This window comes from Alteromonas sp. 1_MG-2023 (assembly GCF_030547075.1).
Lineage (GTDB): Bacteria > Pseudomonadota > Gammaproteobacteria > Enterobacterales > Alteromonadaceae > Alteromonas.
In genome coordinates this window covers 403,497-419,179 of the sequence record NZ_JAUOQH010000001.1, presented here as the reverse complement: position 1 = coordinate 419,179, position 15,683 = coordinate 403,497, and the positions used below count along the sequence as shown (strand labels likewise).

The following is a 15,683-nucleotide window of genomic DNA, read 5'->3' as shown; positions in this document are numbered from 1 at the left end:
GTATAGTTTTAGCGGTATAGCTTTCGAGCTATAGCTTTCAAGGCTAGGCTCCAATGACCTAGCTTGCGTAGCCTTGTTTTTGCAGTATGGCCAAAGCTGATACATTGCCAAAGCTGATACGTTATTGTGCTATTACTTCAACAGCGTTAGTCCTAGGGTGTTTTTCAACTCTTGGAATGTCACCGGTTTTACCAAGTGATAGCGAATACCCGCAAGCTCTGATGCTTTCCTGTCATCTTTATGCGCGTTAGCAGTAACAGCGATAATAGGGATATGCGGTTTTTTCTCTTTAATTATCTTTGCTACTTCTAAGCCGCTTATGTCGGGCAAGTTGATATCTAGCAAGATAGCGTCGAAAGACTCTTCTCTAGCTTGAATAATGGCATCATCCCCGTTATTGACCGTCTTCGGTGAGTAGCCCATACAAATCAGCATATTTTCAAGCATTTCTGCATTAATTGGCTCATCTTCAACCACCAATATTTTGGCATAAGTGGGTGCCTGAAAGGTAGATTTATTAGGTTGGGCTAAGTGATGAAGGCTATCTATTATGCGGTTTTTATCGACGGGTTTAACGAATGACTGCCAAATCTCTAACTGACTGTTTGCTATAACATTAGCAATGTCAGGGGTAGCTGATAGCACCACAATAGGTGGCGTTCGCTTACCGTAAATAGCGTGTAACGTTCGGGTAAGTTCTAAACCATCAATGCCAGGCATATAAAGGTCGGCGAAAATGGCGGTATATTGAAGTAATTCATCATGCAAACTCAGTAAGTCTGAGCCTGAGGCAAAGCATCGCGCTTCAAAGCCTTCATTGGTAATAATGTTCTGTATATGAAGTCGTGAAATTTCTAAATCGTCAACAATGGCAAATCGAGCAGTGCTTGTGCTCGCTTTTGGCGCTTCATCAACTTGTAAAGGCATAATGGGAATATTGGCAGTAAATTCGCTGCCAGAACCAGCTTGACTCGTAAAGGTTAAACTACCTTCTAATTGCTCAATACTTTTTTGCGCTACGGCTAGGCCAATCCCTGCACCCGGGTATCTATGATTGAGGGGTTGTTCCCCGCGAAAAAAGCGTTCAAATATTCTGGGCTTTATGGCATCAGCAATGCCTAAGCCAGAGTCTTTAACCTTAATGATTAAAAACACCTTCTTGTTTTTTACTAAGGTGGTTATCCCAACATCAATGAAGCCATTAGGGGTAAACTTAACAGCGTTGTCTAACAAGTTGCGGATGACTTTTGATAAATTGGTTGCGTCGCCTTCAATAAATTGAGGTACGCTATGGCTGCAATGCATCGTGAATTCAACTTTTTTACCTCTTACCTGCACGGAATAAGGGGCAATACATTCGTCTAGCAGACTAATTAAATCAACTCGCCCAATATGCTTATCTTGTTCGTTGTCTATCGATAAAATATCAAGCAAATTATTCGATAAGTGAAGTAGCCGGTAACAGGATTGCTCTGCCTGCTGTAACAACTTACCTTGCTGCTGCTTCATGTTAGGAATGAGCTCAAGGGCGGTAATGATAGCGCTTATTGGACCTCTAAATTCGTGGCTCATTAAGTTGAGAAAGTCTTTCTTTTCCGCTTCTATTATTTCTTGGTGTTGCAGTGCTTTAGATGAGGCGCCTTTCTTACTATCAATAGGGCGGATTTGGTGCTTTTCTTGTTTTGAAAACGTAAATAGCCATAGCCCGGCCAGTAAAAGGGTTAATAATGCAGCCATAATAATAAGGCTGATCTTTACATTTTGTGCACTAGCACTTAGGTAGTTTAGTGTGTTTTGCTCTTCATGCCTTAAATCTTCAATAAGCGAAGTGATACTAAGCGGGCTGGCTAAGTAATCAACCACGTCGTTGGGAGGCAAATCAACGATGGTTGCTAGTAAGGATAAAGTGACTTTTATTTGCTCTGGAAGGGAAAGGGAATAGCTTCGCTGTCGCTCCGTAGTAAAAGTTTCTACACTTAATGGCTGGGTACTAATGCCATCAAAATGACTATCGTCAATTTGAAATACCTGTTGAAAATAGTAATCAGCTTCTACGGTTAGCGGGAGTAATTGTTTTTGCGATGCGGCAATTTTTGCCATCGGCGCAGGCTCGGAAAGCGTATCAATATGCTGATCTATTTCAATGAGCACATGATGAAGAGAGTTACTCGCATTTAATGACTGGGATAATTTGTAATGTGAATGCAAACAGTAATAAAGGTAGGAAAAAAAGCACAGTATGACTACAGAGACGCCCGTGGCTAAATATAAATTCCAATGTTTTACATTATTCAAGGGTACTTTATTTCCACTTTTAGCCACTCGATGATTTCCACTCATAGCCACTCCCTGCTACAACACCTAAGCTAGGCAACCGATTAATACTTTAACGCGCTTACATCCTCATAATTATAGTCGTATGCGGAATAGTTTAACTGTAGATGGGAAACCAGTTATTGCAATATTATTTGCACCTATGTTTTTGATTTTTCTAAGTCTGTTATTTTGTCTCGAATATTATGTAAAAAGAGTAGGCTAGGTATAACCATAAGGGCGGTAACGATAAAAAACTGGCTCCAATTCCCATCTAGATAATCAACTACAAAGCCACTACTAGAGGCTACTAACGTTCTACCAGCCACGCTTAACGATGCCATTAAGGCATATTGCGTGGCACTAAAGGCGCGATTACACAGTAAAGATATAAACGCCACCATGGCAACTGTACTCCAGGCTGCAGTAAATCCATCGATGATGACCGCAGCGGCAAGAAGTTTTACATCAGGCCCGGTAGTGGCAATAAGTGAAAACATGAGGTTTGAGGCCGCCATAGCGATGCCCGCTGTCATCAAACCTTTATAAATGCCATAGCGAATGTTGACCAGACCACCAATTAGCGCAAATATAATAGTCACCCACCAGTTAAGCAGCTTTGAGTAGGTGCCAATATCGCTATTCGTAAAACCGATTTCTTTGTAAAAAACGATACTCATCCTGCCTAAGAAAGCTTCCCCAATTTTAAACAGAAAGATAAACAGCAAAAACGATAAAGCGAGCTTCACCCCATTACGGGAGAAAAACTCTGAAAAAGGGGCCTGTATGGTTTGTTTAAACCAAAAGGCTATTTTAGCAGAACCTTCGTCTGTATTGCCTTGTATAGAATTCCCCATCACTTGACTACGCAATAAATCACGATCTATGTCTGGTTCTTTAGCAAACAGTGTCGTAATCATGAGTACTAGCATGAAGAGGGCCAGCAAGCCGTAAATATCAGGCCAATACCAACTGCTGTTATCGGCAATAAAAAACGGAATGGCACCAAGTCCACCGTATCCTGTCCACCAGCCTGCGGTAGCCACAGACGAGGCTGCCGATAAGCCATCATTATCATTCGCTTCTATAACATCAATGCGATAACCATCAATAGCGATATCTTGGGTAGATGAAAATATAGCAATGAGTAAGCCGACCAATGCTAGGTAAAATAAGTGGCTTTGAGCGGATAGCTGCGTCATTAATCCACAACACAAAGTAATGCCGCCTTGCATAATGAAAATCCAACCTCGCCGTTGGCCAAGAAAGCGAGGTTTTACTCGGTCAATTAACGGAGACCAGAGGAAATTAAATGAGTACACCGCAAATATAGCGCCAAACAAACCAATGGCAGAGCGGGAGAGGCCTTCATCCTTTAGCCAGGCTGAGAGTACTGAACCAATTAAGATCCATGGAAAGCCACTGGTAATGCCAAAAAGAAAAATACTGAGGTAACGTCGATCGTGATAAGTTTTAAGAGAGTCTAACAAATGCGTTCCATGGCCAAAGCGTGATCGTTATGTATTGAGCCATGATCACGCTAGAGTTTCAATGAAAACGAGCGACAAAGAATGGAATTATTACTTATTTAACAAATAAGAGTTAGCAGCTAAAGAATAGAGATTACGGTCGAATACCGACACAATCGATAGGGCAATGCCCCTTACCTTCCAAATATAATACGCAATTCATCAACTCATCGACGAGATATTGATCTGAACGCAATTTATCTTCTTGCCAAAAATGGACTTGATGAAGCAAATGCCAAAACACCCGCTCCTTATACGTATAAGGTTGGGTAAATGTGTATTCTATCTGCCCCCACTCTTCCATGCTATCCCAGAAGAATAGCTCAATCTCCTCGACGGGTAGCTCTCCTTGCCAAAAGGACCTCAGATAAAAACACAGCTGCTTGGCTTTTTTGTTTACGAATGATTGAACAGTCATAGACACACAGCCGCCGTTAAATAAGATTAAAATGAATTATAGTCAGAATATTCAGTGATACCTCGAGAGAAAAAGCCCACTTGAGATAAGGCACTGTTTTAAGCTGCAAATTAGACTAAATGGTTTAGGTTGCAATTACCAGCCTAAATATTGCGCCCATCCAAGGATATTTGCACCAATTAATTGAATATTCGCGCTATTTTCATTTTCCATTAGACCAAAGGTTGAATTTTGCGTGGCGAGAGACTGTTGTCGGTAATGGAGCTTGAGGGAAGTGGCGGCAAGTTGTTTTCGTTTCACTTCTGTTTGGGTTGCCCATGGATTGGTATCGTTAATTGATAAATCTAAAACAGGGAATTCTGTGCCAGCAATAAATTCAGGCACGCTGCGGTTTATATCAACATTGGGCCAAAAAGGCGCAATGGTAACCAAGGTATCAGGAGATGGGATAATCCCTTTTGAGCCTAAATCGAGCATTTGTGCTGCCTGCATGCCATAGGCGATATTCATTCTGAAGCCTTGATGGCTTTCAAGATGGGTATTAAGTGCATTCATCAGTGTTGTGAGATGCTGACTAGCCGTTACATAATTTAGCTGTTGAAGTCGGCTGTCGGCTTTTGGGTGAGTGGCTTCTTCTACGGGAAGGTCAGGCTCTTCTTCAAGCGCAAATGAAACTGGGCTAACTACCGCATGCCATCCTTTTTCATTGAGTAGGCTGGCGAGGTGACGAGCATCCCTAATAGAAAGCCCTGAAGGAGAGGCATCGGCTAAAATAATGGCCACACCGCGAGAAACCGGCAATGCAGATGAACTCTCAAAAATAGGCACACGGATTTCCCCAGCCATCACATAAGTAATGTCTTCTGGTAAAAAAGCGTGGGTAATATCTTCGTACAAGCTTTGGGCTTGCGCACAAGACGCAAAAGGCCCCATGGAAAATAAAAAGCTAAAACTGCAACCCACCACGAGCGTGCTAATAAATAAGCGTAACATGGCATACCGATAAACTGTTCAACGGTAATATTATCGGCTAAGCCTTTAAAAACTTCAGTGAGAACTCTGAATATTTTCGCTAACTAAACGCACCTAACTAAACTTACTTAATTAAATGCACTTAATTGAAAACCCTTAACTAAAAGCTCTGTGGTAGATAGAGCCATAAAGCTTAGTCTATAGAAAGAGGGGCAGGTGAGTAGTGGGAATAACCCGTAAACGGAATAGGCGTTTGAAACGTTAACCAATCTTCAGATGCAGGATGCGCGAAGCTCAGGCTTTCTGCATGCAACTGTAATCGTTCAGCCATACTTAGCGCTTCAGAATGCGCATACAGCCTATCACCTAAGATAGGATGGCCTAACTCAAGCATATGCACCCGCAATTGATGGGAGCGCCCTGTAACGGGGTACAAAGCTACGAGGGTTTCGGTTTCATTGCCAGCTATGGTAATTTCGTTCTTCTCGCCCGCTACAGAGCCAATGGCGGAGCTAGCAACGAGACTAGTATCAAAGCTATCAACATTTTTTGAATTAACCGTTCGATGTGATTTGGCAGGCGTTACGTCTACCACTTCATAATGGGTAAGGGCTTTTTTGCCTCGCTCATAATCCACCATTTGCTTAGGGCGGTTAGGCCAATCACAAATAAGGGGTAAGCTCACTTCCCCGCTAGTGTCTTTAACGTTACCGAAAACACGGGCAAAATAGCGCTTCTTGGTTTTACGTAATTCAAATTGCTTTGATATATGCCGATGGCTTTCTTTATTGAGCGCCATCACCATAATGCCCGATGTCGCCATATCAAGCCTGTGCACCACAGTGGCAGTGGGGAACACGGTCTTTACTCTGCTAATAAGTGAGTCTTTATGTTCTTGTGCCTTACCTGGCACACTTAACAAGCCGCTGGGCTTATTCGCTACCAAGATGTCATCATCTTGGTAGAGAATGGTTAAATAGGGCTGTAAGGGCGGGTTGTAAACAAACGCTGGATTAGCCATTAAGGGTTGTTCACTACCAATCGAAGGGCGTCAAACTGCACGTCAGCACCTTGTATTACTTTGTCTAACGCGTTCATTTGATTTTCAATAAACTCAATTTCACTGTCACGCACTGACGGGTTACGCTTTTGCAAATCGACTAAACGCTGAATCTCACTGTTTAGGGTTTTGTGCATGTCTTGCAGTGCATCGTGTAGCTTTTGATTCGCCTGTTGATGTGCCAATTTGCGGCTGTTCTCAATCGCTAACGTAAGCGGCTGTTGCAGCGCTTTTATCAGCTGATGAGAAATTTTGCGGTTCACTTTACGCTTTATCTCAAAGGTTAAATCAACTTGGTTGCCTTGTGCATCTAAACAAATGCGCAGTGGCGTTTGCGGTAAGAAACGCCCAAGCTGAAGTGCTTTAGGGGCGTTTGCATCTAGCACAAATAACGCCTCTAACCAGTAAGCACCCTTAGGTAAGTCCGGATCAGCAATAAAACCAATGCTGCTTTTACCATGTACATCACTTAGCACTAAATCGATAGCGGTATGTACAAGAGGGTGATCCCAACTTAAAAATTGCACATTTTCTAAAGTGGTAGCAACCCGGCGTTTATAGGTTACCGTCATGCCTTCAGGGTCAAGACCTGGCAGCTGGGCAACCATAGACTCGGTAGGCATTAGAATAAAGCAATCGCTGCCTTTTTCTTCTTGCTGAACCCCAATAGCATCGAACAAACGGCCCATAAAGCGTGATAAATCTTGTGAGTTATCAAGCAATATAATGTCTTCAAGTAACTGTTCAACGCGACCTTCACCAGAGGCATTAAGTTCTAATAAACGGTCACGGCCGGCTTCCAACTGAGCCACTAACTGACTATTTAACGTGGTACTTAAGTTAATAAGTTCATCACGGGTATGAAGATCGTGAGGGTGCAAACACGCGCCAATTAACAAGGTTTTTACGTCGTCAAACACGCCTGAGCCTGTGGGGCAGGTTTTCTCGAACGCATTCAGCCCTTCATGATACCAATCCACCAACACATGCTGAGCGGTGTTTTTCAAATAAGGCACGTGAATTTCCACGGTTTGAGTTTGACCAATACGATCTAAGCGTCCAATTCGTTGTTCAAGTAAGTCGGGTGTTACTGGTAAATCGAACAATACCAAATGATGGGCAAACTGGAAGTTACGACCTTCACTACCAATTTCGCTACACAGTAATATTTGTGCGCCGTCTTCTTCATCAGAGAAATAATGAGCGGCTTTGTCTCGCTCAACAATGGTCATGCCTTCGTGGAATACGCTATGACGTACACCGGTTTGAGTGCGAATGACTTCACCAAGTTCTTGTGCGGTGCGCGCACTGGCACAAATCAGTAGTATTTTTTCCGGTTTTACCGACTGCATAAAATCAAGTAACCAACCAACCCGAGGATCTTCATCCATCCAGCTATTCACCACGCTTGGCATACGTTCAGGGTATAACGCATGGGTTAAATCACCACCGGTTACTGCACTTTCATATACCTCTGGCAGTTCAAGTTGGTAGCCAAGCAATACGCGGTCAGGGAAGCCTTCAATATTGGCTCTGCGGTTTCTAAACAGCATTCTGCCAGTACCGTGGCAATCAATAAGCTGATGTACCAATTCTCGGCGAGCTTCAGGCTGGGTTAAATCACCAGCATTTTCCATCACATCTGGGGCGAAGTCGGTTAGCTTTGTTTGCTGCTTTTCATCCGGCGTGGTGTCAGAAAGCAAAGGCGCTACCGCGTCAGCAAGCTGACTGTAACGCGACTCTTCGGTTAAAAACGCTTCGTAACTATGAAAGCGAGCTGGGTCGAGTAATCGCAACCGAGCAAAATGGCTTTCGTGACCAAGTTGGTCTGGTGTTGCGGTCAATAACAATACCCCAGGGGTTTCATTAGCTAACGCTTCCACACAGGTGTATTCAGCAGAAGGGGCATCTGCAGACCATGCAAGGTGATGGGCTTCATCAACTACCATTAAATCCCATGAGGCCGCTTGAATTTGTTGCTGACGTTTTTCACTTTGACTCAAAAAGTCGATGCTACATAGCACTAACTGATCGTTCTCAAACGGGTTAGTTTCCCCGTCATCATCTAAGGCTTCGCATCGGCTTTCATCAAAAATAGCGAAAGGCAGGTTAATTCTGCGTAGCATTTCAACCAACCACTGATGCACCAAAGAATCAGGTACTAAAATTAGCACTCGCTGAGCGCGCCCCGTGCGCAGTTGCTGGTGAATAATAAGCGCCGCTTCAATGGTTTTACCCAAACCAACTTCATCGGCAAGTAAAACCCGTGGTGCATGACGGCTACCCACTTCAGAGGCAATATGCAGCTGGTGGGGAATAAGCGAGATACGAGCACCCGCTAAACCTAAGGTGCTAGAACGTAAATAATCGTATTGGTGGTTCAACGCATTAAGACGTAAGTCGAACCATTTAGGGTGGTCGAGTTGCTCGCTGAACAAGCGTTTTTCAGGTTGGTTTAATCGAATATGGTGATCAAGCAAGGTTTCAGAAAGGCGAACTTGGGCTTTGGTGTCTTCACGAATACCAAAATAAATGCAAACCCCCTGACTCTCTTCAATTTCAGAGATAGTCATTTGCCAGCCGTCTTGGCTCTTTATGGTTTCGCCGATATCGAACACTAAACGGGTAAGTGGAGCATCTTGCTTTGTATACATGCGCGCTTCGCCCGTGGCAGGGAAAAACACTTCAACTGAGCGAAAATCAACACTAATCACAGCGCCTAAACCTAATTCGGTTTCAGTATTACTTAACCAACGCTGACCAATGGAAAACGGATTTCCTGAACTCATAAATCACCAACCTTTTTTGCGGGGGCGGTATTGTACGCATTGTGTATTAATAAGTCATTAATACTAGCCCAATTGTGCGTTTTAATCTTGGCCAGAAGAATGTGGTTGGAGGAGGGAGATTTGGAGGTAAGAAAAATTATTAACAAAAAAAACAGTGCTAATAATTAAAATCTGGATTATGGTGGATTTAACGCTTGTGATTGTTAGTTGGGCAAGCGTATGAAGTGGTAGTGTTTATGTTGCTGCCACTTTTCGGTCGACGTGACAAGGAGTGGAAGTCCTGTTCGAGCGACAACTTCTTCTCCTTTTGCGGAACTGTTCCTAGCACGCTAGTTTACTGCGTGCCTGGCCTTAATTACCGGAGTGAAGGATGCCAAGAAAAAATTCCCCAGATACGAAAATATACGTCCTCGATACTAATATTCTGCTGCATGAACCTCACGCATTTCTCTCCTTTAAAGAACACGATGTCGTTGTCCCAATGACAGTGCTCGAAGAACTAGACTACATCAAAGACAGTAAGAAAGACGTTGCCCGAGATGCGCGTGTATCTATTCGTGCAATGGAAGACTTACTGCACGATGCCTCACCTGAAAACATGGTGGCGGGCGTGTCTATGGTAGGGATGGGGGCGGGTGAAACAGCGCCCACAGGTTCATTGTCTATTTACACCGATTTAGGCATGGCGCAATCGCAGCAAGTGTTCACCAGTAATGAGAACGACAACCGTATTATTAACGTTGCCTTGCATTTACAAAAAGCGAATGCACCGCAACAAGTGGTGTTGGTTACCAAAGACCTCAACATGCGCCTTAAAGCCAAAGGGGCTGGTCTTGCTCATGTAGAGGATTACCGCACCGACCAACTTATTAGCGATATTAAATATCTATCTCGGGGGTTCCATCGTTTTGAAGGCAACTTCTGGGACAAAGTGAAAAGTGTAGACAGTCGCACCGAAGGTCGTGACACCATTCACACTATTCCAAAAGCCATGCTGCCAGAAGCTTACATTAACGAGTTTTTGCTTGACGAAAGCAACGACTTTGCTGGGATAGTTGAAGCCATTAATGGTGATTCTCTAGAAGTACTTGATTTAGGCTATGAGCGTTTAATGAGCCGTCATGCGTGGGGAATAACGCCTAAGAATATTGGTCAAGCAATGGCACTTCATGCGTTGCTCGACCCTCACATCGACTTAGTTATTCTAAGTGGGCCGGCAGGAAGTGGTAAAACCTTGTTAGCGCTTGCAGCAGCCCTTGAAATGGTGGTGGAGCGCAACATGTACGATAAGATTATCGTAACACGTAGCACACCAGAAATTGCAGAGTCGATTGGTTTCTTACCGGGTACGGAAGAAGAAAAAATGTTGCCTTGGCTGGCGGCAATAACCGATTCGCTAGAAGTGTTGCATAAACACGATGAAAACGTGAAAGGCTCTATGAATTACATCATGGAAAAAGCCAATATTCAGTATAAGTCGGTTAACTTTATGCGCGGGCGAAGCATTCAAAATTCTATCGTAATTTTGGATGAATCTCAGAATTTAACTGCGTCACAGCTTAAAACCATCATCACCCGATGCGGTGAGGGTACGAAAATTATTGTGGGTGGAAACTTGGCCCAAATCGACAGTAATTACCTAAGCGCGGTAACGTCGGGGTTAACTTACTTGGTAGAGAAGTTCAAAGACTTCTCCGGTAGTGCAACACTGAACTTAGATGGGGTAGTACGAAGCCGTTTAGCCAGCTTTGCAGAAGAGAACTTGTAACACGCGAATACGAACTCTAAAAATACAATAAGCAAAACGAAGCGCATTTGCGGTTTAACTCCCGAATGCGCTTTTTTATTTGTATTTTAAACCGGTCTATAACGCTTTAATTATTCAACACCTTTTCAATCAATTGTCTCCACTTGATAGCGGCCAGTTGAGATGTAGCGTTTGGTGTCTTCTGAAATATCGCCAAAGGGGATAAGGGCTGGGCCGGTTGGGTCAAAAAGCACGTAAGTCTTACCCTCAACTTCTAGTTTTTCATCTTCGGATGCGGCATTAATTGCTACCCCCAACAAAGCATGGTTAGGTAAAAACACCATGATCAAGCTGGTGGAGGGAAGAAAAGCCTGCACCAACGCGCTGGTCAGCACCGCTTTGCTATCGCAGTCGCCCCTGTTTTGCATCAGTAACCCTAAAGGCGGTGCAAACCCTGAGCCGTTACTGGCAACTCTATCTTCCAGCGTGTCGTAAGGAATGCTTTGAACCCAGCTGAGTAAAAGCTGTAAATAAGCACGGTTATTTTCAATGCGATCTATTTTGTCGTAAAAGGCTTCTGATATGGGCCGAAGAGCTTCATACGTTTCTGCAACATAGCGAAGGTGATCGGGCTTAACAGCTTGTTGGTTAAACAAAGTCGTGAATCGAGTGTAGTAATGCTTATCTAGGTAGTCATTATAAGCCGTCGTCTGCACCGTTTTTAATTGTGCAAATATCTTGTCGGCCATGTCAGGCTTTTTTGATCTCACACTAATATTAATTTTTTCGTTTTCTTGCGCCACCGAAACAATTGCATCTCGAGGGTCCACCTTTCTTGCTTCCTGCTGCAACGACACCATAACGTAGCGCTGTGCTATTTCTGGTTTGTAATTGGTTTGCATAGTAGGGGCAATATTTAACGCACCTCTGGGTAACGTAAATCCAATATGTTGTTCGTTGCCTTGTACATCGGTCCAACGGTACTGAAACTGAATTTCGGTAGGTGAAGTCGTTTTGTCGAAGGAAAGCTGTGATGCGTAAGCTGCCATAGGCGACAGACATAGAAGCATTAGATACATTAATACTCTTAAGAGTGGCAACGAGAAAGGGCGCAGGTCAGATAAGGCAAATAGGCGGAATGGGGAGTGCAGCAGAGGTTTAAGCATTCTCTTACAAGAAAGGCTTGTTGGCTTTGCTCTTAAAAACCTACGTCTTGACGCTATTGCCACTGTGTTAATACCAATTTGCTCGGGCTAATTCATCGGTGGCAACTAGCCACCTATCTGAGTATTTCAGTATGGGTGTACACGAGCAATTTGCAACAAATAAGTTAAGGGTTACATTGCACTTAAATGAATGTGAGAGCTAGTCACCAAACCAACTGAGTTGTTTATGCAAACTTACTACTGTTCCTACGATAATGAGCGTAGGGGGCTTTAACGCAGATGTAGCTGGGTTTTGTGTAATATCGCTAAGCGTGCCTGTTACAACTACCTGATTTTCAGTGGTGGCCGATTGAATAAGGGCAATAGGAGTATCTGCGGTAAGGCCATTTTCAATTAGCTTTTCGCAAATAATGGGCAAGCCCGTTAACCCCATATAAAACACAATCGTTTGGTTTGCATGCGCGAGGGATTGCCAATTTAAATCGATGGTGCCATCTTTTAAGTGACCTGTTGCAAACACCACGGACTGGGCGTGATCTCTATGGGTTAAAGGAATTCCTGCATAACTGGATGCGCCATTAGCCGCGGTAATACCGGGTACCACTTGGAATTCTATACCGTGTTGAATAAGGGTTTGAATCTCTTCCCCGCCACGGCCAAAAATAAACGGGTCTCCGCCTTTCAAGCGTACTACACGGTTACCTTTTTTCGCTTCATCAACCATTAGTTGATTAATATCATCTTGCGGTAAGCTATGGTTGCTCTTTGCTTTACCCACGTAAATCTTTTCGGCATCGCGGCGAACTAACTCTAAAATTTGCGGCGACACTAGTCTATCGTAAACCACTACATCGGCTTTTTGCATTAAGCGCAATGCGCGAAACGTCAATAAATCAGGATCGCCAGGGCCTGCGCCAACTAAATAAACTTGACCTTGAACTTGGTTATTTTCAGCCGCTGCCGTTAGCGCAGTCTCAAAAGCTGCATCGGCTTTGCTGTCTTGGCCTTTTTCGACCATTTCAGCAATATCACCGTCTAATACGTCTTCCCAAAAGTAACGTCTTGCAGTAACACCATTTAAGGCTTGCTTTACTTTTTCTCTGAATTTCTCAGAGAACGCGCCCAATTTACTTAAATTAGCAGGCAGCACGGTTTCCAACTTTTGGCGCAAATAGCGCAATAATACGGGCGCTACGCCGCCGCTGCTCATGGCAATAATAATGGGTGAACGGTCTACAATAGAAGGGGTAATGAATTGGCAAAGTGGTGTGTTGTCTACCACATTCACTAGCACTTTTTGTTCGCGAGCTAAATCGTGAATAGCTTGATTAGTTTCTGATTTATCAGTGGCAATAAAAACCATGTCTTTATCGGTTAAATCGCTATCGATAAATTCCCGCTCAATAAGGGTTACTTTCTCGTTTTGCGCCAAACGTTTTACCGTGTCGCACGCCCAAGGCGCCACCACAGTAATGTGAGCAGGGGTTTTCATGATGAGCTCAAGTTTGCGGGCGGCTACTTCTCCAGCGCCAACAATTAAGCAACGAAGAGAGCGAGCATCTAAAAATAGGGGAAAATAATCCATTAAGGGGCACATAAAAAAAAAGAACTAACGCTATTTTGCGCTAATTCTTTTTAATTAGAAACAACGAAATCAGCCTTTATATTCCACAACGTTATATAAAGGCAGAAGTTGCTTTTATTTCGATATTACGACTTGCGACGTGCGCGGTTATCACGGCTGCGGTTTTCACCACGGTTGTCACCACGCTCACGCTTAGCCGGTGGTGTATCCGACCATTCGCGAATAGATAAACGTTGACCCGCTACGCGAGTACCTTGAAGCTTATCTTTAGTCTCTTTTGGCATGCCTTCAGGCAAATCAACAGTACTGAAGTTATCATAAATTTCGATAGCACCAATGTGCTTAGAATCCATGTTACCTTCGTTTGCGATTGCGCCAACGATATTACCAGGCTTAGCACCGTGTGTATGACCTACATCGATACGGAAGCGCTGCATACCTGCTTCTGGCTTACGGCCAGTGCGAGGCGCTCTAGGCTTACGTTCACGACCGTCACGGCCATCTCTACGATCGCCACGAGGTTCACGGCTATCGCGAGGTGGTTTGCTATGAAGATCAGGGCGGTCGCTCTCTTTAAGGATAAGCGGCTCATCACCTTGGGCAATCTTAAGCAATGCTGCCATAAGCACTTCAGGAGAAGCTTCAGCTTCTTCTTTAATCATCTCAACCAATGGAATAAGTGATTCAATGCTGTCATCTTGCGTAGCTTCAATAACAGATTGCTTGAAACGGCTTAAGCGGGTTTCGTTGATTTCGCTAATTGAAGGAATTGGCATTGCTTCAATTGGCTGCTTAGTCGTTTTCTCAATTGAGAAAAGCATACGCTTTTCGCGATGAGAGATGAAAAGGATTGCATCACCTTGACGCCCAGCACGGCCAGTACGACCAATACGGTGAACATAAGATTCACTATCGTAAGGTACGTCGTAGTTAACTACGTGGCTAACACGTTCAACATCAAGACCACGTGCAACAACATCCGTTGCTACTAAGATATCAATGTTACCTTGCTTAAGTTTATCAACAGTACGCTCACGAGCATTCTGAGGAATATCACCATTAAGCGGTTCAACATCGTATCCACGTGCAGAAAGTTTATCAGCAAGTTCAACGGTAGCTGTTTTGGTACGCACGAAAATAATCATGCCGTCAAAACGTTCTACTTCCATTATGCGAGTAAGCGCCTCAAGTTTATGGTGAGGTGCTACTTGGCAGTAACGTTGGCGAATAGTACTTGCAGTACTTACCTTAGACGCAATTTTTACGTGCTTAGGATCTTTAAGATAACGCTGAGTAATCTTCTTAATTGGACCAGGCATAGTGGCCGAGAACAACGCCGTTTGGCGTTCAGCTGGCGCGTGGCTCAAAATAAGCTCAACGTCATCAATGAAGCCCATGCGTAGCATTTCGTCAGCTTCATCAAGTACGAGGAATTTAAGTTCGCTTAAATCCAACGTTTTACGTTTGATATGGTCGATTACACGACCTGGTGTACCTACAACAACCTGAACGCCGCGCTTAAGCTGGCGAATTTGGTTGTCGTAAGATTGACCGCCGTAAACAGGCAGTACTTTAATTTTATGGCTGAAACTAGCGTACACTTGGAACGCTTCTGCTACCTGAATCGCTAATTCGCGAGTAGGGGCTAGTACCAGTAATTGCGGCTTACGTTGCTCAGGATCGATATTTGCCAACATTGGAAGGGCAAACGCTGCGGTTTTTCCTGTCCCTGTCTGGGCCTGACCGAGTAAGTCGTGACCTTCAAGCAGTAATGGAATACTCTCGGCTTGAATAGGTGACGGTTTCTCGTAGCCAACTTTTTCAAGGGCTTGTAAGATAGGTTCTGGTAGTTTTAGATCTTTAAATGTCATGTCGACAGTTGTTGTCATTAAGGGTCCTGATGCTTTAAGTAAGGAGGGTGCGGCATACAAAAGGACGCCTTCAAACGTCGGAGTGTGCTCGCGGTATTGCAAAAAACGTTATTATATTCGAATAATGGTCAGGTTGCCACGAAATTGCACATTAATGATGAAAAAATGCACAATGCATAGTGTAAACTTCGGGTATACCTTGGAATTAAATGATGTAGGGCAAAGGAACGACA

At 43.9% G+C, this 15,683-nt stretch carries 10 protein-coding genes; 1 reads left to right on the top strand and 9 read right to left on the bottom strand.

Translation table 11 applies throughout. From position 1 onward, the window contains the following. Positions 1-132: 132 nt before the first annotated feature. From Q4561_RS01730 to rapA, 6 genes are all read right to left on the bottom strand, one after another. Positions 133-2,340 carry a response regulator gene (locus Q4561_RS01730; protein ID WP_303457068.1) on the bottom strand — a complete coding sequence of 736 codons (2,208 nt, stop codon included), beginning with the start codon at positions 2,338-2,340 and terminating at the stop codon, positions 133-135. Between the two features lie 134 nt (positions 2,341-2,474). Next, positions 2,475-3,803, bottom strand: a complete 1,329-nt coding sequence (locus tag Q4561_RS01725; protein ID WP_303457065.1) for an MFS transporter — start codon at positions 3,801-3,803, stop codon at positions 2,475-2,477. Between the two features lie 133 nt (positions 3,804-3,936). Then, on the bottom strand, positions 3,937-4,260 hold the full coding sequence (locus Q4561_RS01720) for a hypothetical protein (RefSeq protein WP_303457062.1): 324 nt from the start codon (positions 4,258-4,260) through the stop codon (positions 3,937-3,939). A 135-nt stretch (positions 4,261-4,395) separates the two neighbouring features. Beyond that, complete coding sequence (locus Q4561_RS01715; protein WP_303457060.1) at positions 4,396-5,253, bottom strand: hypothetical protein; 858 nt, start codon at positions 5,251-5,253, stop codon at positions 4,396-4,398. Positions 5,254-5,425: 172 nt separating this feature from the next. Beyond that, complete coding sequence (locus Q4561_RS01710; protein WP_303457057.1) at positions 5,426-6,253, bottom strand: pseudouridine synthase; 828 nt, start codon at positions 6,251-6,253, stop codon at positions 5,426-5,428. Further along, positions 6,253-9,081 (bottom strand): RNA polymerase-associated protein RapA, encoded by a 2,829-nt coding sequence (rapA, locus tag Q4561_RS01705; protein ID WP_303457054.1) that lies wholly within the window; start codon positions 9,079-9,081, stop codon positions 6,253-6,255. The genes Q4561_RS01710 and rapA overlap by 1 nt, the downstream gene beginning before the upstream one ends. A gap of 370 nt (positions 9,082-9,451) precedes the next feature. On the opposite strand from rapA, the gene Q4561_RS01700 reads away from it, so the two are divergent. After that, complete coding sequence (locus Q4561_RS01700; RefSeq protein WP_303457051.1) at positions 9,452-10,849, top strand: PhoH family protein; 1,398 nt, start codon at positions 9,452-9,454, stop codon at positions 10,847-10,849. A gap of 125 nt (positions 10,850-10,974) precedes the next feature. Here Q4561_RS01700 and Q4561_RS01695 read toward each other — a convergent pair whose 3' ends face one another. From Q4561_RS01695 to Q4561_RS01685, 3 genes are all read right to left on the bottom strand, one after another. After that, positions 10,975-11,907 carry a hypothetical protein gene (locus tag Q4561_RS01695; protein WP_303457049.1) on the bottom strand — a complete coding sequence of 311 codons (933 nt, stop codon included), beginning with the start codon at positions 11,905-11,907 and terminating at the stop codon, positions 10,975-10,977. Positions 11,908-12,193: 286 nt separating this feature from the next. Further along, the gene (gene cysG, locus Q4561_RS01690) at positions 12,194-13,579 is read right to left on the bottom strand and encodes a siroheme synthase CysG (RefSeq protein WP_303457048.1); all 1,386 of its coding nucleotides are present in this window, start codon (positions 13,577-13,579) and stop codon (positions 12,194-12,196) included. Between the two features lie 125 nt (positions 13,580-13,704). Beyond that, positions 13,705-15,468 (bottom strand): DEAD/DEAH box helicase, encoded by a 1,764-nt coding sequence (locus Q4561_RS01685; protein ID WP_303457045.1) that lies wholly within the window; start codon positions 15,466-15,468, stop codon positions 13,705-13,707. Positions 15,469-15,683 lie beyond the last annotated feature (215 nt).